The organism is Intestinimonas massiliensis (ex Afouda et al. 2020), assembly GCF_900626285.1.
Taxonomy (GTDB): Bacteria; Bacillota; Clostridia; order Oscillospirales; family Oscillospiraceae; genus Flavonifractor; species Flavonifractor massiliensis_A.
Genome location: NZ_LR131148.1, coordinates 364,791 through 383,558 on the forward strand (window position 1 = coordinate 364,791; position 18,768 = coordinate 383,558).

Consider the following 18,768-nt stretch of genomic DNA (forward strand, 5'->3'; position numbering starts at 1 on the left):
TCAGGCGCCGCGGCGCGGCTCTGTCCGGCGGCGGAGCAGGTCGGAGAGGATCAGAACCGCGCAGCACACCAGCAGCACCACGCCGATCAGAATGGAACAGTTGCGGAAAAATATTTCCGGCATGACCAGAATGATCTGGTCGGTGGCCGGGTCAAAAAGCCAGTTGTCTTTGCCCGGGAAGAAGATGGCGTGGAACACGGTAAAAGCCCGATCAAAGTCCAGGGCGGCCAGCGCGCCTACCACCAGCACCAGACCGGCAGCCAGGATGCCCGCCCAGAAGCCGGGCCCGCGGCCCAGAAAGCGGTGGAAGCGGAGCTTTCCCCGCAGCCGGAGGATCAGAAGCACGGCGCAGACCACGGCTGTGACGGCCAGTACTGCGAAGTCCACCAGGAACAGCACCCGCACGTCGGCAAAGTGGCTGCGGCCCGATTCCGACCAGGCCAGCTGACCGGTGCCGAAGGGCTTACCCAGCACGCAGAAGTCCAGCACTTCGTCGTAGGCCTCCCGGATCACTTCCTCCGACCAGCCGGTGCGCTCCGGCAGCTCCAGGGCGTTGATCTGTACATAGTAGAAGGGGCGGAACAGAATGGGCACGGCGATGGAGAAGCTCAGCACCAGCAGGGCCAGAGCCGCCGCGCACAGCAGGGAGGCGGGTTTGGAACCTTTCATATCAGTCACACAACTTTCCGGCAGAGAGAGTAATGAGCACCTGGGAGGGGAGGTAGAACAGCCACATACCCACCCGGGCGAAGGGGAGCAGGGAGAGAACCGCCGCCTGCGGCAGCACGGAGGACAGGTTGCTCAGTCCTACGCACAGATCGCAGCCCATGAACAGAAGAAGCCCCAGGGCAAACACCCGGCCCCGCCGCCCCAGGGAGAGACAAGCAATGAAGTTGGCGGCCAGCTGGGAGAAGTAGAACAGTGTCAGGGCGGTAAGCCCATTTAAGGCTCCCAGAGCAGCCCCTGCGATCAGCAGGAGGGCGGTCAGGCCGATCCGGAGCAGCAGGCGGAGGGCCAGAGGGCGGCTGCCTGCCCGGTGGATCCGGGCCAGGTAGAGCAGCTGCACCACACAGAAGGCGGCCACCCCGGCCCCGTACCAGCGGTCCAGCACCAGCAGAAACAGGTCGGCCAGCAGGGTGAAGGCCAGGGCCGTACAGGTCAGCTTCCCGTCCAGATTCCCGGCGGACCCCAGGGACCAGAAAAAGCACAGCAGGATGGAGAGGTATTTGAGAGGAACGTCCCAACCGGTGCCCGGCAGGAAGAGGTCCAGCCCCAGGAAGGCGGCGTAGAGCACGGCCTGGGCGGCAAGGAAGAGATGAGGTTTCTTCATTTTTTCAAGCGCTCCAGCAGCCAGTTTTCCCACCGATCCCCATACTTCAGGCACACCAGAAATACGGCGATTCCGCCAACGGCCAGCAGTGCCATAGCCCATAGTGGGATAGACAGGGCGGAGCCCCCAAGGGCGCAGGCCACCAGCAGGCCCCAGGGTCGGGTGAGCAGTGCGATGATGAGGAAGCGGCGGAAGGGGATCGTGGTAAGACCGGCCAGAATACAGATCAGGTCGTCGGGGAAGAAGGGAAAGAGAAAGACCAGGGCCAGGAATACGTCCTGCTTGCGCCGGATGATCTCCAGATAGCGTCCGGTGACCGACTGGCTGACCATGCGGTCCACAAAGGACTGGCCCAGGTATCTGGCCAACAGAAAGACCAGCACGGAGCCCAGCACCACTGCCGCCCAGGTCAGCAGGAAGGAGACCCAGGTGCCGAACAGCACCCCGCCCGCCAGGGCGGTGATGTTGCTGGGGATGGGGGCCAGCAGGACGGAGAGAAACTGGATCAGAAAGAAACACAGGTGGGTATAGGGCGCAAAGCGCTGGATATAGTCCCGCATGGCCTGCTGGGAGGTGAGAGCGTCGAAGAAGCCGCTCCTCCAGAGCAGCGTCCCGCTGCCCAACAGCAGCAGAACGACCGCCAGCAGCACAAGCCAACCTTTCCGTTTCATCGTTTTTCGTCTCCATGTCATATGAAAAATCAAAAGGGGCCGGATGGCAACCACCCGGCCCCACTCTAACAGGCTACCATGTTTTGGGCCTGTATTCCAGTGGAATTTTATTAAGATTTTACTCTATAACAAAAAATCCACACCCTCCGGTGTGGCTTCTGTCCGAACTTGTCAGCGCTCGCTGTATACAACAGATTCATCGCTGCCGAAGATCAGCTCATCCACATCGGAAATATCAACTCCGTTCAGAATGATCATGCACATCCACCTCCCTTATCTTGATTGAAACCAGTATAGCACAGGTTAATTGAAAATGCAAGAGAAAGTTGTAATACTTGCATAATAAATTTGTAGAGGAATGGTAAAGAAAAAATCCGGACCGCAGGACAGCGGCCCGGACAGATAAAATCAGAACGGAATTCCCAATAACGCCAGGATTTTCGGAACCCAATAGGGCTTGTCCATCAGGAGGGGATGGCTTTCATTGGCGAACTCCAGACACACGCTCTGCAACTCGTGGTGTATGGTCATGCCGGTCAGGGTGGGGAGAGGCCGCCGGTTCGGCGGCCTGGTTTCTGGCCCGGCTGCCACTGCTTTGCATGTGTTTGTCTGATTTGCGTGGATATGCAAAATACAAATTGCAGTTCGCCGCCTGAAGGCGGAAATTTTGCAACACCACCATTTCCACCACCCAAACCGTCAAAACCGGCTGTTTTTAAGCATGTCAAGCGTGGCAAGACAGAAAGCAAAAAGCCCTGAAAGTACTGATTTTTCAATACTTTCAGGGCTTTTTCGTGTGGAGCAGGTAAGGAGAATCGAACTCCCATATTCAGCTTGGGAAGCTGACGTTCTACCACTGAACTATACCTGCATTGATTGGGCCAACTGACTGAAAAATTATAGCATGGATCATCTTGTATTGCAAGTGTTTTTTTGTGCCCTATAAAAAGTCGCGGAGGATTCCCTTGCAAAATGGCGAAAGACATGGTAATATGATAACTAAACCAAGGGTATAATTTTTGAATCGGAAAGGCTGGAATTACGATGAGCAAAAAGCAGGCGCTGACGGAATTTCATCGCGGCTCCATCCTGGCGGCAGCTGAGCGGCTGTTCGCGGAAAAGGGTACAGAAAAGACCACGATGGACGACATTGCCCGGGAGGCGGAGTACAGCAAGGCCACGCTGTATGTGTACTTCCAGAGCAAGGAGGAGATCATCAACGCCATTTTGCTCAGCGGCATCGTGCTGCTGAAGCGGAAGCTGCATGAGGCCATTGAGAGCCACCAGGACTGGTTCCAAGCCTATGATGCGGTGTGCCGGGTGATCGTGCGGTTTTATGATGAAAACCCCACGGCCTATGACGCGGCCACAGGCGTGATGCCTCTGTCCCAGGCCTCGGAGGAGATACAGAAGGGGCAGGCGGATATCATCCGGGTGACCGGCGAGATCGATGAGGAGATGGCCGCCTTCCTGCTCCGCGGCGTGGAGGAGGGCGTGGTGCGCACCAAGCTGCCCCCCATGGAGACGGTGCTGCTCTTCTGGTCCGCCCTGTCGGGGATCATCCATACGGCGGAATTCCGGGCGGATCATCTCCAGCGCACACTGGGGCTGAGCCGGGAGGAATATCTGGTCCACGGCTCCCGGCTGCTGCTGGACGCGCTGGTCAGGACCGGACAATAAACAAAAAAAGCGGGGCCGCCCCTGTCAGGGGCGGCCCCGCTTTTTTGCTTATTCCGCTGTGATGATGGCCTTTTCCCCGTCGGAGGTGGCGTGGATGGCGGAGAGGGGATGGAGGTAGCTGTCGATGAGCTTGGTGGCAATGTCGTCCTCCAGGTCCTTCTGGATCTGACGGCGCAGGTTGCGGGCGCCGTAGGTCTGGGAGTAGGACTTGCGCACCAGATGGTCCAGCAGGGCCTCGTCCCAGGTGAAGGTGATGCCCTTCTCCTTCAGGGTATCCCGCAGCTCACCCAGCATGATGCCGGCGATGGCCTTGAAGTTGTCCTCGGTGAGCTTGTTGAAGTAGACGATCTCGTCCACCCGGTTGATGAACTCAGGCCGCAGGAAGCTCTCCAGAGCCTTCATGGCCCGCTCCTTGCCCTGCTCATCCGCAGTGCGGCCGAAGCCCACGGAGCCGGCGGAGGTGCGGGCGTCGCAGCCCGCGTTGGAGGTCATGACGATGACGGTGTTCTCAAAGTTCACGTTGCGGCCCTGGGCGTCGGTGATGTGGCCGTCGTCCAGGATCTGCAGCAGGATGTTGAGCACGTCGGGGTGGGCCTTCTCGATCTCGTCGAACAGGATGACGCAGTAGGGCTTGCGGCGCACCTTCTCGGTGAGCTGGCCCGCCTCGTCATAGCCCACGTAGCCCGGGGGAGAGCCGATGATCCGGGACACGGCAAACTTCTCCATGAACTCCGACATATCCAGCCGGATGAGGGATTCAGGGGAGTGGAACATGTCCATGGCCAGCCGCTTCACCAGCTCGGTTTTGCCCACGCCGGTGGAGCCCACGAAGATGAAGGACACGGGCTTGCGCTTGGAGGCGATGCCCACCCGGCCCCGGCGCACGGCGGCGGCCACGGCGTGGACTGCCTCGTCCTGGCCGATCAGGTGCTCCTTCAGCCGGTCCTCCAGCTTGGCCAGCCGCTCGTACTCGGCCTCCTGGATCTGGCTGGCGGGGATCTTGGTCCACAGCTCGATGACCCGGGCCAGATGCTCCACCGTCAGGGGCGGGGCGCTCTGGGCGTCCAGCCTGCTCAGCTCGTCCTGAAGCTGGATCTCCCGGCTCTTGATGGCGGCCAGCCGCTCATAGTCCTTGCTGCTGCCCTGGTCGGCCAGCAGCTGGTTCCGCTCCTGAGACAGGTTGTCCAGCTCCTTGCGGAAGTTGGCCTGCCGCCGCTCGTTGGCCCCCAGGGCCTCGGTGGTGGCGGGGTTGCCCATGAGGGAATCGTGCTCGGCGGTGAGCTTCGCCAGCTCCCGCCGGATCTCGCTCTGGCGGCCCTCGTTGTTCTTCAGGGCGGTCTGCCGCTTGTAGTCCCGGTCGTTGGCCTCCACCATCAGGTTCTCCCGCTCCTGACCCAGCTTCTCCAGCTCCTTCTTTACCTCCACCTCACGGGCCAGAGCCTTGTTGTGGAGGTTCACGTCAGAGCAGGCCTCGTCGATCAGGTCGATGGCCTTGTCGGGCAGATAGCGGTCGGTGATGTACCGCTCGCTCATGGTCACTGCCAGCCGGCACATTTCCGGGGAGATGGAGACGAAGTGGTACTTCTCATAGTAGGGGGCGATGCCCTGGATGATCTTCACGCTGTCCTCGATGGAGGGCTCCTCCACGATGACCGGCTGGAAACGCCGCTCCAGGGCGGAATCCTTCTCGATGTACTTGCGGTACTCGGTGAGGGTGGTGGCGCCGATGACCTGGATCTCGCCCCGGCTGAGGGCGGGCTTCAGGATGTTGGCGGCGTTCATGGAGCCCTCCGCGTCGCCGGCGCCCACGATGTTGTGGACCTCGTCGATGACCAGGATGATGTTGCCCAGCTTCTTGATCTCCTCAATGAGGCCCTTCATCCGGCTCTCAAACTGGCCGCGGAACTGGGTGCCCGCCACCAGGGCGGTCAGGTCCAGCAGATAGACCTCCTTGTCCAGCAGCTTGTAGGGCACATCCCGCTGGTAGATCTTCTGCGCCAGACCCTCGGCGATGGCGGTCTTGCCCACGCCGGGCTCACCGATGAGGCAGGGGTTGTTCTTCTGCCGGCGGTTGAGGATCTGGATGGTGCGCTGGATCTCCTCGTCCCGGCCGATGATCCGGTCCAGCTTGCCGTCGGCGGCCTTCTGGGTCAGGGAGATGCAGTAGTTCTCCAAAAACTTCCGCTTGGGGGGCTTGTCGCCCTTCTTCTCCTTGTCGCTCCGGTCCTGGCGGCCGGGGTCCCGCTCCGGCGGCTGGGCCTGGGGATTCTGGGCCGACCCGAACAGCTTGTTCAGGAAGGGGAAGGTGGCGGTCTTGCCCTCGTCCTCCTCGTCCTGATCCCCGTCCTCGTTGGGGACCAGGCCCTCCATGCCCTCGGCTCCGCCGAAGGCGGACATCATCTCGTTGGTCAGACCCTCCAGGTCCTCGTCGCTGATGCCCATTTTCTGCATCATATCTTCCACGGGCTTGATGCCCAGCTCTTTGGCGCACTTCAGGCAGAGGCCTTCACTCTTGGTGACGCCTCCCTCTATCTTCTGGATGAAAATCACCGCTACGTTCTTGTGGCAGCGAGAACAAAGTGTAGGTTGCATATGCTTCAGCTCCTTTTGAGGGACAGGCTCCCTCGGAGGATTGATTCTAACCCGAAATTATGAACTGGGTATGAATCTTTCGGATTTCTTCTATCTTACAGGATGCCGTTCAGCAGGGCAAAGGGATTGGCGGACATAAAGAACTTCAGCAGATAGGTCTTTTCCACCGCATCCTGGGGCAGGATGCCCCCGAAGAACTGGAGCAGCCAGGCGGCGATAAACAGGATGATGCAGGCCTGGATCAGCCCGAACAGGGCGCCCAGGGTCTTGTTGAGAAAATGCAGGCCGGGCAGCCGGGCCACCAGGTCCAGGGTGTGGCTGATGAGCTTCCAGGCCACCAGGATGAGCACGAAGCCCACCAGGAAGATGATCAGGTAGGCCGCAGACTGGGCGATGGCTGCCGCCACCTGGGCCGCCGCGCTGGCCGCCACGGCGGTCATGCCGTCCTCCACCGCCTGATTCACGCTGTCGATCAGGGTCTCATAAAAGCCCATCTCCCGCAGGGCGTTGAGCACGTCCTGGAGGGGCAGGGTGTCGGGGGAGACCTCCCCGGCGCCGGGGTCGGTCAGGTCGGTCTGAACCTGGCTGTTCTGGATCTGCTCGTTGAGCTGCTCCTCAATGGCGGCGGCGAACCGGGGTTCCAGCGCGTTGGCCACCATGGGGGACAGGGTGCGGGCGGCAAAGCTGGCGCCCACGAAGGCAACCAGCACCGCCAGCAGGCCGCACAGGGAGAGCACCAGCCCTCTGTGGGCGCCGATGGCGGCGAAAATGAGGAACACCGCCACGATGATCAGGTCAAGGATGAGAAATGCTGTCATTTGGGTCCTCCGAACTTACTGGGGTACGTAGATTCTGGCCGAGGTGTTGTCGATGAGCATGACGCTGCCGTCGGACCGCTGGAGCACCTTCTGGGCGCTCTGGGTGCCGTCCAGGGTGTTGTAGACCTCCAGGTCCTGGTTGTAGATATCCAGCCGGTTGGCGGTCAGCAGGGAGATATAGCGGCCTGAGGCTGAGAGGGAGAGCACCTGCTCTTCCGTGGGCAGGGAGGCGCGGGTGGTGCCGTCGGAGGAGATCACCCACAGCTCGGCGGAGGTGCCCGCCCGGTATTTGCCCAGCAGCAGCACTGCGGTGCCGTCACCGTCCAGAGAGAAATTCTTCAGATAAAGTCCATTGTAGTCACAGGTGCCGGATAAAGTGCCGTCGGCGGATACGATGGAGAGGGGGTTCTCACCCAGGGCCCAGATGCCGCTGCTGTTCCAGCGCAGGGCCAGGATCACGTCGTTTCCCACAGGGCAGGTCCAGTTGGGATCGGCTTCCTCCTCCGTCCGGTCCAGCTCGTACAGATCCACCCGGCTCTGGAAGGAATCGCCGTCCAGCCCCATGGTGAGCAGAGCCACCGACTTGCTGTCGGGGGCCATGGCCGCATCCATAACGAACCGGCTGGACAGTTTGAAGCGGATCTGAGGGGCAAAGGAGCTGTCGTACACCGTGACGATGCCCTTATAGCCGCTCTCCTGAGTGACCACCACCAACCAGCCCTGGTCGTTCAGGTCGGCGGAGATGATCTGCTGATCCTCGTCCAGAGCCAGGGAGAAAGCCTCCGCCCGGTCCCGGTACACGAACAGGTCCTGGCCGCCTATGTCGTAGATCAGTGCGGCGTTGCCCGCCACCCGGACCGCCGGAGACTGCATGGATACCGTCTGATTGACATAGATCTGGGCGTTGCCTGAGTAGAGCCGGATGTTGGTGCCCGAGCACACCAGCAGGTCGCCGTCCAGCACGGCGAAGGTGCTGGAGATGTCGCTGTCGAAGGAGAAGGATTCGCTCTGGCCGCTCTCGCTGCGCTCCAGGTTCCGGTAGGTGAACCAGCGCTTGATGGAATCGAAATTCAATTTGTCATAGTTGACCACCAGCACCACGGCGCCCACTACCAGCGCCAGGGTGACCAGAAAGGTCAGAAAGCGGACGAACAGATTGGGCCGCTTTTTGGGGGGCGGAGCTGTCCGTCCCCGGTTCATCTCGTCCATTGTATGCTCCTCACCGGGATTTATGCGGACGGCTTACAGCACGTCCTCGTTGTACCACAGCTTCGTCATGTACAGTCCGCCCGCGGGGACCGTAGGTCCGGCGGCCGTCCGGTTTTTGCCCTCCAGGATGGCGGGCACGTCGTCGGGGGAGAACTTCCCGTCGGCGGCGTAGACGCAGGTGCCCACCATGGCCCGCACCATGTTGTACAAGAAGCCGTTGGCGCACACCTTACATTGGATGATATCGCCGCTGCGGGAAATGTCGAAGTAGTACACCGTCCGCACCGTGGTGCGGGTCTCGGTGCCCACCGACCGGACGGCGGCAAAGTCGTGGGTGCCCACAAAGTGGGAGGCCGCCCGCTGCATCACATTCTCGTCCAGATGCTTGGGGTAGAACCAGGCCCGGTCCACATAGAAGGCGTTGCGGATGTGGGAGTTGTAGATGCGGTAGGTGTACTCCTTTTTCAGACAGGAGCCGATGGCGTTGAACTCCTCCGGCACCTCGGTGGCCTTCACCACCACGATGTCGTCGGGCAGCCGGGTGTTCACCGCCAGGGGCAGCCGGTCGCAGGGGATGCGGGAGGTGGTGCGGAAGTTGGCCACGTAGGTCTCCGCGTGGACCCCCGCGTCGGTGCGGCCCGCCCCGGTGCATTTCACCGGGTGGCCCACCACCGTGGCCAGGGCCTTTTCCAGGGTCTCCGCCACGGAAACCGCATTCTTCTGCACCTGCCAGCCGTGGTAGGCGGTGCCCACATACATCAGTTTTAACGCGATATTTCTCATAAAGCCTTAACGTCCAGTTGTTTTTAGAATCCGTAATGGCCCAGCACGCCGATGACCACGCACAGAAGGATGGACAGCACCAGGGCGGCGATGTCTGTGCCGGTCAGCTTCAGCTGGCGCATACGGGTACGGCCCTCGCCGCCGTGGTAGCAGCGGCACTCCATGGCCACCGCCAGCTCGTCGGCCCGGCGGAAGGCGGAGATGAACAGAGGCACCAGCAGGGGCACCAGGGCCCGGGCCCGCTGGAGCAGGTTGCCCGACTCGAAGTCGGCGCCCCGGGCCTTCTGGGCGGACATGATCTTGTCGGTCTCCTCAATGAGGGTGGGGATGAACCGCAGGGCGATGGACATCATCATGGACAGCTCATGGACGGGTACCTTGATGGCCTTCAGAGGCCCCATCAGCCGCTCCAGGGCGTCGGTGAGCTGGATGGGGGAGGTGGTGTAGGTCAGCAGGAAGGTGCAGGTGATGAGCATGGCGATGCGCAGCACCATGGCGCAGGCCGCCCACACGCCCTCGGGGTAGATGGTGAACACCCAGAAGGAGACCAGAGGCTCTCCCTGGCCGGGGGTGTAGAACAGGTTGAGCAGGCCGGTGATGACCACGATGATGAGGATGGGCTTCATGCCCCGCAGGATGCTCTTCAGTCCGATCCTGGATACGGCGATGAGGGCGGCCAGCAGCACCAGCAGAACGGCGTAGCTCACCAGCCACTTGGCCAGGAACAGGGCCACGATATAGGCGATGGTGCCGATGATCTTCACCCGGGGATCCAGCCGGTGAATAATGGTGGTGCCGGGGAAGTACTGGCCCAGGGTAATGTCTTTCAGTGCCACTTAACCCACCGCCCTTCCGAGTTTGGCCAAAATGGCGTCCCTGGCCTGCTGGATGGTGTACACCGAGGGGTCGATGTCCACCCCCATGCTTTTCAGACGGTGGAACACCCGGGTCATGGCGGGCACGCCCAGGCCCATCTTTTCCAGCTCGTCCCCGTGGGCGAATACCTCCCGGGGGGTGCCGGAGAAGGGGATCCTGGCGTCGTTGACCACCACGATCCGGTCCACTGTCCGGGCCATCTCCTCCATGGAGTGGGAGACGATGATGATAGTGGCGTTCTTGGCCGCGTGATAGTCGTGGATGTTGCCCAGAATGGCCTCCACGCCCACCGGGTCCAGACCGGCGGTGGGCTCGTCCAGAATGAGCACCGAGGGCTCCATGGCGATGACGCCGGCGATGGCCACCCGGCGCTTCTGGCCGCCGGACAGCTCAAAGGGGGACTTTTCCAGGATCTCGTCCTTCAGACCCACGAACTGAGCGGCCTGCCGCACCCGGCGGTCGATCTCCCCCTCGTCCAGGCCCATGTTCCGGGGGCCGAAGGAGATGTCCTTGTATACCGTCTCCTCAAAGAGCTGGTACTCCGGGTACTGGAACACCAGACCCACCTGGAAGCGGGTCTGGCGGGTGCGCTCCTTGGTCTCCCAGATGTCCTTGCCCTCGAACAGGACCTGCCCGGAGGTGGGCTTGAGCAGGCCGTTGAGATGCTGGATCAGGGTGGATTTGCCAGAGCCGGTGTGGCCGATGATGCCCAGGTACTCCCCGCGGTAGGCGGTGAAGTCCACGTCCACCAGAGCCCCGTGCTCAAAGGGGGTGCCGGCGGAGTAGATGTGGCTCAGATGCCGGGTCTCAATAATCGGTTCCAAATGACTTCATTCCTTTATTATGGTGGTACATGCCCCTTAAGCCGGGGTCACGTCCTTGGTGAGCAATTTGGCCAGAACAGCGGCGCACTCCTCATCGCTGAGGGCGTCCAGGGGCACGTCCACCCCAGCCTGGCGCAGCTCCCACAAGAGCTCGGTGGTCTCAGGCACGGTCAGGCCCACGGCCTTCAGTTCCTCCACCCGCTGGAACACGTCCCGGGGAGCGCCGTCGGCGATGACCTTGCCCTTGGCCATGACCACCAGCCGGTCGGCCTGGGCGGCCTCGTCCATGTGGTGGGTGATGAGCACCACCGTCACCCCGGAGGTGCGGTTGAGCTCCTTGATGGTCTTTAATACCTCCGAGCGGCCGATGGGGTCCAGCATGGCGGTGGGCTCGTCCAGCACGATGCACCGGGGCCGCATGGCGATGACGCCGGCAATGGCTACCCGCTGCTTCTGACCGCCGGAGAGCAGGTGAGGGGCGTGTTCCCGGTACTCGTACATCCCAACGGCCTTCAGCGCGTCATCCACCCGGCGGCGGATCTCCTCCGGGGGTACCCCCAGATTCTCCGGGGCGAAGGCCACATCCTCCTCCACCACGTTGGCCACGATCTGGTTGTCCGGGTTCTGGAACACCATGCCCACCGTGCGGCGGATGTCCAGCAGCTTGTCCTCGTCGGCGGTGTCCATGCCGTCCACGTATACCTTCCCGCCGGTGGGCAGGAGGATGGCGTTCATATGCTTGGCCAGGGTGGATTTGCCCGAGCCGTTGTGGCCCAGCACCGCCACGAAGGAGCCGGCCTCGATCTCCAGGTCCACCCCATCCAGCACCACAGGGGCGGGAATGGTCTCCTCCTGATAGGAGAAGTGCAGATCCTGGGTTTTCAGAATCGTATTGCTCATAGTATGATACCTCTCAATATGGGGCGGACGTTACAACGCCGCCGTCCAGCGCCCGGTGGCGCCGCAGGGCAGCGCCAGCCCGGTGGCGGTCACCGGCAGGCCCAGCTCCTGGCTGTCGGTGTGTCCGCCGTGATGCCGGGCCACCAGGGTCTCCAGCAGATAGGTGAGCACCGAGGGGGCCAGGCCTGTGGTGTAGGAATTGATGAGGAAGAACAGGGGATTGTCGCTGAGCACCCGGGTCACCAGCTCCACGAAGGGGAACAGGTTTTCCTCCAGCTTCCAGATCTCACCGGAGGGACCCCGGCCATAGGAGGGGGGGTCCATGATGACCGCATCATACCGGCGGCCCCGGCGGATCTCCCGCTCCACGAACTTGCCGCAGTCGTCCACGATCCAGCGGATGGGGGCGTCCTCCAGCCCGGAGCTCCTGGCGTTCTCCCTGGCCCAGCTCACCATGCCCCGGGCGGCGTCCACGTGACACACGCTGGCCCCCGCCGCGGCGCAGGCCACGCTGGCCCCGCCGGTGTAGGCGAACAGGTTGAGCACGCTGATGGGCCGTCCGGCGGAGCGGATGCGCTCCATGGCGAAGTCCCAGTTGGCGGCCTGTTCGGGGAACAGGCCGGTGTGCTTGAAATTCATGGGCTTGATGTTGAAGGTCAGGCCCTTGTACCCCAGGGTCCACCGCTCCGGCAGGTCCTTTTTCACCCACTGGCCGCCGCCGGTGGAGGAGCGCTGATACCGGGCGTCGTGCTTCCGCCAGCCGGGGTGCCTGCCCTCCGGCCGCCAGATGGCCTGGGGATCAGGCCGCACCAGGGTGTATTTTCCCCACCGCTCCAGCCGCTCTCCGCCGCCGCAGTCCAGCAGTTCGTAGTCCTTCCATCCGTCTGAGATCCACATAGTTTTCAACCCCACCGTACTTCTTGTCATAATCATCCCATTATATCATCTGCATTCCACTCAGTCAATGTGAAGAAAGAATTGTGTTATGGCGAAATCTGTGATAAAATACCTTCAAAGAATGCCCTCCCGGCGGTTGGCCGGTGGAGAAAACGAGAGAAATGGGGTTGCCACTATGAGCGACACAGAGCTTCAGTTCCGGACGGCGGCTTTCGGCGGCTTTCAGAAGCAGGATGTGCTGAATTATATTGAATCTTCCAACCAGTCCCACCGGGAGAAGGTGGAGGAGCTGACCCGTGAGCTGGAGGAAGCCCGGAAGGCCCGGGCCGACCTGGAGGCGGAGCAGGCCCAGGCCAAAGAGCAGGCTCAGGCTGAGGACGAGACCGTCCAGCGGCTGGAAGGGGAACTGGAGGAGGCCAAAAGCCAGGCGGAGGACCTGAAGGGCCGTCTGGAGACCGCGGAGGCGGAGCTGGCCCGGGTGCAGGCGGCTCTGGCGGAGGCGGAGAGCAAGCTGGCCCAGGCGGAGCCTGCGGCCCAGGCCTATGAGAAGGTAAAGGACCGCACCGCCGGCATCGAGCTGGAGGCCCACTGCCGGGCCCAGGCGGTGCAGGCCGAGGCGGAGGAGCGGGTGGAGAAGGCCCGCCAGGATCTGGAGCAGTGGCTGAACAAGGTGCGCAAGAGCTATGAGGACCTGCGCACCGATATGGACGCCACCATTTCCCACACCACCGGAGAGCTGGAGCGGGTGCGGGCCATGCTGGAGGAAGTCACCAACCGGTTCTGTGCCCAGGACGAGCGGCTGGAGAAGATGGTCCAGTCCTGTATCGGGGAGCACAAGGCCCCCGACCCCCTTCCCCTGGAAGATCAGAAGAAGGCATAAGAAAAACCCCGGCGCGTCATTTGAACAGGTCCAGTAAAAACGGACAGTGACAAAAGGCCCCCTGATGTAGGAAAATAGACTACATCAGGGGGCCTTGTCATGGGAAAACGAAATTACACACACGTTCAAGTACTTCTGCCTGAAATCAAGGCAATGATAGCAGAGGGGAAAACCCAGCGGGAAGTTGCAGAATACTACGGCTTTCAGGATAAGCAGGTGGTAAAAAGGCTGCTTAAGCGTGAGCGAAGAAAAGAACGCAAATTGGAAGCCGGCATTCTCCCGCGGCCCAAAGGACGGCCGAGGAAAGGCGCCGCACCAAGAGACATTGTGTCAGAGCAGGCCTATGAAATCCAGCGGCTTCGTATGGAGAATAAGCTGCTGCGGGATTTTCTGTGCTTCACAGGAAGGAGGTGAGGGCAAGGGTAAAATACCATGTCATATATCGTCACAGAACCGAGCATCCAGTGGCAGTCATGTGTAAATTTTTTGGAGTATCCAGAAGCGGCTACTACGCCTTTGTCCATCGCCTGGGCAGACCAGAAAAGGATGCCACTCTTGCGGAAATGCTTGCACGGCAGCGGGAACGCACCTTGCGTACCTACGGGTACCGGCGGATGTGGATATGGCTGAAAAGTCAGAATATTTTCTGTAATCCCAAAACTGTGCTGCGAATTATGAAAAAGTACGATCTGCTGTCTGAAATCCGCCGCCGCAGGAAATGGCAGCAAATGGGGCAGCAGGTTCACAGGTACAAAAATCTGCTCAACCGGCAGTTTTATGCGGACAAGCCCAACAGCAAATGGGTAACGGACATCTCCTATATCCACACCAACCAGGGCGTACTGTACCTGTCCATGATCCGGGACCTCTATGACAATAGCATTGTAGCTTACAAAACCGGGACAGAACAAACTGTGAATCTGGGTTTGGACACGATTCGTCTGGCCATGAAGCGAGAGAAAAAGAGGGTCGCTGCAGAGTTGCAGCTCCACAGCGACCAGGGTGCTCAGTACGCCTCACAAGCATATTTTGAGCTGACTCAAACATACGGCATTACGCCGTCTATGTCAAGATGCGGAAACCCTTATGACAATGCCATGGCAGAGATTTTTTTCTCTATCCTCAAAACAGAATGTATTTACCGACACAAACCTGCCTCTTTCTCTGAGGCTAACGAGATGATTGACCGTTACATCCATTTTTACAACCATGAGCGCATCCAGTTGAAAACTGGAGAGGCGCCGCTTGCGCGACGCCTCTCCTCCTAAAACTTCATATTTCCTACCAGGGCTCTTTTTTGTACTGTCCGCACAATCTGGGGCAGTTCATCGAAACGGCAATCCGGGATGACTTTTTATCTGTTACATTTTACACCCGCCCGATGTCGGTGCGGAAGTGCATATCTGTAAAGTGAATATGCTTGGCAGCGGCGTAGGCCCCCTGGATGGCCGCCTCCAGGTCGGGGCCGGTGGCGGTGACGCCCAATACCCGGCCGCCGTTGGTCAGGACAGTGCCGTCCTCGCCCAGCTTGGTGCCGGCGTGGAACACGACGGCGGTCTGTCCGGCCTCGTCAAGGCCTGTAATGGGATATCCCTTCACATAGCTGCCGGGGTAGCCGCCGCTGGCCAGCACCAGGCAGCAGGAGGCGCCCTCCTTCCAGCGCACGTCCACCTGGTCCAGGGTGCCGTTCCGGCAGGCCAGGAACAGGTCCATCAGGTCGCTGTCCAGCAGGGAGAGCACCGCCTGACACTCCGGGTCGCCGAAGCGGGCGTTGTACTCCACCACCTTGGGGCCGTCGGGGGTGAGCATCAGACCGAAGTAGATCACCCCGTGGAAGGGGCGGCCCTCCGCCCTGAGGGCGGCCACGGTGGGCAGGAAGATCTCCTCCATGCACCGCCTGGCCACCTCGGGGGTGTAGTTGGGGGAGGGGGAGATGGCTCCCATGCCGCCGGTGTTGGGGCCCTGGTTGCCGTCATAGGCCCGCTTGTGGTCCTGGGAGGAGGGCATGGGGAGGATGTGCTCCCCGTCGCAGAAGGCCAGCACCGTCACCTCCGGGCCGGTCATGCACTCCTCGATGACCACCTTGGCTCCGGCCTGGCCGAACTTGTGGTCCCCCATCATGGACCGGACGGCCTGCTGGGCCTCCTCCACGGTCTGGGCCACCACTACGCCCTTGCCCAGGGCCAGGCCGTCGGCCTTCACCACGATGGGCGCGCCCTGCTCAGCCACGTAGGCCAGGGCCTGGTCCATATCGGTGAAGGTCCTGTGCCTGGCGGTGGGGATGTGATACTTCTCCATCAGGTTCTTGGAAAAGCTCTTGCTGGCCTCGATGATGGCGGCGGCGGCGTTGGGGCCGAAGGCGGGGATGCCCGCCTTGTCCAGCTCGTCCACCATGCCCAGGGCCAGGGGGTCATCAGGGGCCACCACCACAAAGTCCATGTGGTTGGTTACCGCCCAGTCCACCATGGCCTTCACGTCTGTGGCGGCGATGGGTACGCACTGGGCCAGGGCGGAGATGCCGCCGTTGCCCGGGGCGCAGTAGAGGTGGTCCACCTTATCGCTCCTGGACAGAGCCCAGGCGATGGCGTGCTCCCGCCCGCCGCCGCCTACGATCAGTACATTCATGCAAAGCACCTCATTTCAGCGCCAAGCTCAGGGCCCACAGCCCCAGCAGATGCGCCGGATAGAATACATAGAAGAACCACTTGCTCTGGACGCCCAGCTGGCCCCGGTACCCGGCCAGAAACAGCAGGGAGGCGGAAGCGCACAGCCAGCAGAGGGCCTGGACGGGCAGGCTGGAGGCCAGATAGCGGAGGATCATGGAGGCCGACAGCCAGGGCAGAGAGAGCAGGCCCACGAAGGGCTGATAGATCAGATAGATCAGCGCGATCCCCACTCCCAGGCAGATCAGCAGCCGTTTCCGGTCCTCCCCCTGGAGATAGAGGGTAAAGACCAGCAGCACGGCGGGGAAGCCGTAGTCGCAGCTGAGGGCCAGGGCCAGCACGCAGGCCGCCAGCAGGGGCAGGGAGGCCGCTGCCGCGCCCCGTCCGGCCTGCGTGGCCCGCTCAAAGCCCCGCACCGCCCCGGCGGCCAGGAAGAAGGTGAGGATCACATTGCCGCCCCAGGTTCCGGTGGCCAGGGTGAAGGGGACCTGGGAGATCAGCGCGAACAGGCCCAGCCGGATCAGGTACCGGGAGAAGAACCGGGTCCGGCGGCAGCCCTCCGCCACGAAGTAGGCGAAGATGGGGAAGGCCAGCCGTCCGATGAGCCTGGGCAGCAGGTCGGCCCAGGCGGGCAGCCCCAGGTCGGACAGCATGGTGGGGAATACCACCCCCATGTGGTCCACCAGCATGCACAGCGCCGCCAGATACTTGAGGGCGGCGGCGCTGAGGCCGTAGCGGTTTTCCATCTTAATGGTGGAACAGCCGCATGCCGGTGAAGGCCATGACCATGCCGTACTTATTGCAGGTGGCGATCACGTTGTCGTCCCGGATGGAGCCGCCGGGCTGGACGATATACTGGACGCCGGACTTGCGGGCCCGCTCCACATTGTCGCCGAAGGGGAAGAAGGCGTCGGAGCCCACAGTGAGGCCGGACTGGGTGGCGATCCAGGCCTTCTTCTCCTCCGCGGTGAGCACTTCCGGTTTGACCTTGAAGGTGTTCTGCCACACCCCGTCGGCCAGCACGTCCTCGTACTCGTCGGAGAGGTACACGTCGATGGCGTTGTCCCGGTCGGGGCGGCGGATGCCGTCCACGAACTGGAGGCCCAGGGTCTTGGGATGCTGGCGCAGCAGCCAGTTGTCCGCCTTGTTGCCCGCCAGGCGGGTGCAGTGGATGCGGCTCTGCTGGCCGGCGCCCACGCCGATGGCCTGGCCGTCCTTCACGTAGCAGACGGAGTTGGACTGGGTATACTTCAGGGTGATGAGGGCCAGGACCATGTCCCGCTTGGCGTGCTCGGGCAGGTCCTTGTTGTCGGTGACGATGTTGTTCAGCAGGTCGGCGTTGATGGCGTAGTTGTTGCGGCCCTGCTCGAAGGTGATGCCGAACACGTCCTTGTGCTCGATGGCCTTGGGGACGTAGTCGGGGTCGATCTGCACCACGTTGTAGTTGCCCTTGCGCTTGGTCTTGAGGACCGCCAGGGCCTCATCGGTGTAGCCGGGGGCGATGATGCCGTCGGACACCTCCAGGGCCAGGTAGCGGGCGGTCTGGACGTCGCACACGTCGGACAGGGCGGCCCAGTCGCCGTAGGAGCACAGCCGGTCGGCCCCCCGGGCCCGGATATAGGCGCAGGCGATGGGGGAGAGCTCCATGTTTTCGGCGAAGTAGATCTTCTTCTCCACCTCGGTGAGAGGGGTGCCCACGGCGGCGCCGGCGGGGGAGACGTGCTTGAAGGAGGCGGCGGCGGGCAGGCCGGTGGCCTCCTTCAGCTCCTTCACCAGCTGCCAGGAGTTGAGGGCGTCCAGGAAGTTGATGTAGCCCGGCTTGCCGTTGAGCACCCGGATGGGCAGCTCACCGGATTCCATAAAGATGCGGGCGGGCTTCTGGTTGGGGTTGCAGCCGTATTTCAGTTCCAGTTCGGTCATGGTTCGTTCCTTTCCCCTTATGCGTGCTTGTTGATGATAACGCTCTCCCAGCTGCCGGTCATCAGGTCGATGTACCGCACGAACAGGGAGACCTTGTTTTCCTCGTTCAGGCTGGCCCAGATCAGGTCGGCCAGCTCCTGGGGATTTTTGGCGGTAATGGCCACCTGCTCCGGCTCCCCCTCAAAGGAGGGCAGGGGATTGCCGTCCCCCATATAAGTGTGGATGAAGTGGCCCTGACCCGCCAGGGGCTTTTCGTAGGCGAAGAAGTACCGGCGGCAGGAATCGGGGTTCCCGTCGGCGCTCTTCAGGATGGACAGGGTGTAGTCCCCGTCATGCTTCACCAGGCCGGAGATGCGGGGGGTGTAGTTGGGCCCGTCCGGCTCAAAGGTGCGGGTGTGGAGGGCCTGGGCAAAGGTCTTGCCCGCCGCCAGCCCCTCCCGGACGGTGTCGGTCTGGTCGCCGTTGGTGACGATGGTGGAGGCGCCGAACACCCGGACGGGGTTGTAGATGATGAGGGAGGGATCGGTCATCTTGGAGGGGTCAAAGGCCTGGGTGCGGATGCCGTCGGGGGTCTCCACAAAGACCCGGTTGCGGGAGTTCTCGCTGCGGCCCATGATGAAGTAGGCGATAACGGCCTTCTCCCCGTCGGGGGAGCGGCCCAGCACGATGCCCCGGCCGGGATAGGGATTGGACTTGAGCAGCTCGGTCAGATCCATGGTTTTCAT

Annotated in this window: 19 protein-coding genes and 1 tRNA gene; 4 read left to right on the plus strand and 16 right to left on the minus strand. The window is 61.9% G+C overall.

From position 1 onward, the window contains the following. The 4 genes from E0E41_RS17700 to E0E41_RS17715 form a co-directional block, all read right to left on the minus strand. Positions 1-669: a TIGR01906 family membrane protein gene (locus E0E41_RS17700; RefSeq protein WP_130871196.1), complete on the minus strand. Its 669-nt coding sequence runs from the start codon at positions 667-669 to the stop codon at positions 1-3. Position 670: 1 nt separating this feature from the next. Continuing rightward, complete coding sequence (locus E0E41_RS17705; RefSeq protein ID WP_130871197.1) at positions 671-1,330, minus strand: lysoplasmalogenase family protein; 660 nt, start codon at positions 1,328-1,330, stop codon at positions 671-673. Continuing rightward, positions 1,327-2,001 (minus strand): TVP38/TMEM64 family protein, encoded by a 675-nt coding sequence (locus E0E41_RS17710; protein ID WP_130871198.1) that lies wholly within the window; start codon positions 1,999-2,001, stop codon positions 1,327-1,329. Before E0E41_RS17710 ends, E0E41_RS17705 begins: the two co-directional genes overlap by 4 nt. 797 nt (positions 2,002-2,798) lie before the next feature. Then, positions 2,799-2,872 (minus strand) — tRNA-Gly (locus tag E0E41_RS17715). A 173-nt stretch (positions 2,873-3,045) separates the two neighbouring features. Between E0E41_RS17715 and E0E41_RS17720 the strand changes: the two genes are divergently transcribed. After that, a complete protein-coding gene (locus E0E41_RS17720; protein ID WP_130871199.1) occupies positions 3,046-3,681 on the plus strand; it encodes a TetR/AcrR family transcriptional regulator in 636 nt (211 codons plus the stop codon). A gap of 48 nt (positions 3,682-3,729) precedes the next feature. On the opposite strand, the gene E0E41_RS17725 is transcribed toward E0E41_RS17720, so the two are convergent. The 8 genes from E0E41_RS17725 to E0E41_RS17760 form a co-directional block, all read right to left on the minus strand. Continuing rightward, the gene (locus tag E0E41_RS17725; RefSeq protein WP_130871200.1) at positions 3,730-6,273 is read right to left on the minus strand and encodes an ATP-dependent Clp protease ATP-binding subunit; all 2,544 of its coding nucleotides are present in this window, start codon (positions 6,271-6,273) and stop codon (positions 3,730-3,732) included. A gap of 95 nt (positions 6,274-6,368) precedes the next feature. Next, entirely contained in the window at positions 6,369-7,091 is a 723-nt protein-coding gene (locus tag E0E41_RS17730) for a CvpA family protein (protein ID WP_130871201.1), read from the minus strand. Positions 7,092-7,106: 15 nt separating this feature from the next. Further along, positions 7,107-8,300, minus strand: a complete 1,194-nt coding sequence (locus E0E41_RS17735) for a DUF5711 family protein (protein WP_130871202.1) — start codon at positions 8,298-8,300, stop codon at positions 7,107-7,109. A 33-nt stretch (positions 8,301-8,333) separates the two neighbouring features. Further along, positions 8,334-9,083 carry a tRNA pseudouridine(38-40) synthase TruA gene (gene truA, locus E0E41_RS17740; RefSeq protein ID WP_130871203.1) on the minus strand — a complete coding sequence of 250 codons (750 nt, stop codon included), beginning with the start codon at positions 9,081-9,083 and terminating at the stop codon, positions 8,334-8,336. A 23-nt stretch (positions 9,084-9,106) separates the two neighbouring features. After that, the gene (locus tag E0E41_RS17745; RefSeq protein ID WP_130871204.1) at positions 9,107-9,919 is read right to left on the minus strand and encodes an energy-coupling factor transporter transmembrane component T family protein; all 813 of its coding nucleotides are present in this window, start codon (positions 9,917-9,919) and stop codon (positions 9,107-9,109) included. Then, on the minus strand, positions 9,920-10,783 hold the full coding sequence (locus tag E0E41_RS17750; protein WP_130871205.1) for an energy-coupling factor transporter ATPase: 864 nt from the start codon (positions 10,781-10,783) through the stop codon (positions 9,920-9,922). 36 nt (positions 10,784-10,819) lie between these two features. Continuing rightward, positions 10,820-11,683 carry an energy-coupling factor transporter ATPase gene (locus E0E41_RS17755; RefSeq protein WP_130871206.1) on the minus strand — a complete coding sequence of 288 codons (864 nt, stop codon included), beginning with the start codon at positions 11,681-11,683 and terminating at the stop codon, positions 10,820-10,822. A gap of 30 nt (positions 11,684-11,713) precedes the next feature. After that, the gene (locus E0E41_RS17760) at positions 11,714-12,580 is read right to left on the minus strand and encodes a class I SAM-dependent methyltransferase (RefSeq protein WP_130871207.1); all 867 of its coding nucleotides are present in this window, start codon (positions 12,578-12,580) and stop codon (positions 11,714-11,716) included. 175 nt (positions 12,581-12,755) lie between these two features. Here E0E41_RS17760 and E0E41_RS17765 point away from each other — a divergent pair, with 175 nt between their 5' ends. The 3 genes from E0E41_RS17765 to E0E41_RS17775 all read left to right on the plus strand — a co-directional run bounded on the left by E0E41_RS17765 (position 12,756) and on the right by E0E41_RS17775 (position 14,728). Next, positions 12,756-13,460: a hypothetical protein gene (locus E0E41_RS17765; RefSeq protein ID WP_130871208.1), complete on the plus strand. Its 705-nt coding sequence runs from the start codon at positions 12,756-12,758 to the stop codon at positions 13,458-13,460. Positions 13,461-13,559: 99 nt separating this feature from the next. Then, positions 13,560-13,874: an imidazolonepropionase gene (locus tag E0E41_RS17770; RefSeq protein ID WP_130868367.1), complete on the plus strand. Its 315-nt coding sequence runs from the start codon at positions 13,560-13,562 to the stop codon at positions 13,872-13,874. Between the two features lie 50 nt (positions 13,875-13,924). Continuing rightward, positions 13,925-14,728 carry an IS3 family transposase gene (locus E0E41_RS17775; protein WP_242623869.1) on the plus strand — a complete coding sequence of 268 codons (804 nt, stop codon included), beginning with the start codon at positions 13,925-13,927 and terminating at the stop codon, positions 14,726-14,728. 100 nt (positions 14,729-14,828) lie between these two features. Here E0E41_RS17775 and purD read toward each other — a convergent pair whose 3' ends face one another. Genes purD through E0E41_RS17795 form a run of 4 tightly spaced genes read right to left on the minus strand, consistent with a single transcriptional unit; the run spans position 14,829 to position 18,768 of the window. Further along, positions 14,829-16,085, minus strand: a complete 1,257-nt coding sequence (purD, locus tag E0E41_RS17780; protein WP_130871210.1) for a phosphoribosylamine--glycine ligase — start codon at positions 16,083-16,085, stop codon at positions 14,829-14,831. Between the two features lie 10 nt (positions 16,086-16,095). After that, complete coding sequence (locus E0E41_RS17785) at positions 16,096-16,869, minus strand: TraX family protein (RefSeq protein WP_130871211.1); 774 nt, start codon at positions 16,867-16,869, stop codon at positions 16,096-16,098. A gap of 1 nt (position 16,870) precedes the next feature. Next, a complete protein-coding gene (locus tag E0E41_RS17790) occupies positions 16,871-18,043 on the minus strand; it encodes a phosphoribosylaminoimidazolecarboxamide formyltransferase (protein ID WP_130871212.1) in 1,173 nt (390 codons plus the stop codon). A gap of 17 nt (positions 18,044-18,060) precedes the next feature. After that, complete coding sequence (locus tag E0E41_RS17795; RefSeq protein ID WP_130871213.1) at positions 18,061-18,768, minus strand: IMP cyclohydrolase; 708 nt, start codon at positions 18,766-18,768, stop codon at positions 18,061-18,063.

Bases quoted from the DNA above. Each gene is read 5' to 3' on its own strand.
- E0E41_RS17700 (WP_130871196.1), bottom strand. From the start codon at position 669: ATGAAAGGTTCCAAACCCGCCTCCCTGCTGTGCGCGGCGGCTCTGGCC.
- E0E41_RS17705 (WP_130871197.1), bottom strand. From the start codon at position 1,330: ATGAAGAAACCTCATCTCTTCCTTGCCGCCCAGGCCGTGCTCTACGCC.
- E0E41_RS17710 (WP_130871198.1), bottom strand. From the start codon at position 2,001: ATGAAACGGAAAGGTTGGCTTGTGCTGCTGGCGGTCGTTCTGCTGCTG.
- E0E41_RS17720 (WP_130871199.1), top strand. From the start codon at position 3,046: ATGAGCAAAAAGCAGGCGCTGACGGAATTTCATCGCGGCTCCATCCTG.
- E0E41_RS17725 (WP_130871200.1), bottom strand. From the start codon at position 6,273: ATGCAACCTACACTTTGTTCTCGCTGCCACAAGAACGTAGCGGTGATT.
- E0E41_RS17730 (WP_130871201.1), bottom strand. From the start codon at position 7,091: ATGACAGCATTTCTCATCCTTGACCTGATCATCGTGGCGGTGTTCCTC.
- E0E41_RS17735 (WP_130871202.1), bottom strand. From the start codon at position 8,300: ATGGACGAGATGAACCGGGGACGGACAGCTCCGCCCCCCAAAAAGCGG.
- truA (WP_130871203.1), bottom strand. From the start codon at position 9,083: ATGAGAAATATCGCGTTAAAACTGATGTATGTGGGCACCGCCTACCAC.
- E0E41_RS17755 (WP_130871206.1), bottom strand. From the start codon at position 11,683: ATGAGCAATACGATTCTGAAAACCCAGGATCTGCACTTCTCCTATCAG.
- E0E41_RS17760 (WP_130871207.1), bottom strand. From the start codon at position 12,580: ATGTGGATCTCAGACGGATGGAAGGACTACGAACTGCTGGACTGCGGC.
- E0E41_RS17765 (WP_130871208.1), top strand. From the start codon at position 12,756: ATGAGCGACACAGAGCTTCAGTTCCGGACGGCGGCTTTCGGCGGCTTT.
- E0E41_RS17770 (WP_130868367.1), top strand. From the start codon at position 13,560: ATGGGAAAACGAAATTACACACACGTTCAAGTACTTCTGCCTGAAATC.
- purD (WP_130871210.1), bottom strand. From the start codon at position 16,085: ATGAATGTACTGATCGTAGGCGGCGGCGGGCGGGAGCACGCCATCGCC.
- E0E41_RS17785 (WP_130871211.1), bottom strand. From the start codon at position 16,869: ATGGAAAACCGCTACGGCCTCAGCGCCGCCGCCCTCAAGTATCTGGCG.
- E0E41_RS17790 (WP_130871212.1), bottom strand. From the start codon at position 18,043: ATGACCGAACTGGAACTGAAATACGGCTGCAACCCCAACCAGAAGCCC.
- E0E41_RS17795 (WP_130871213.1), bottom strand. From the start codon at position 18,768: ATGAAAACCATGGATCTGACCGAGCTGCTCAAGTCCAATCCCTATCCC.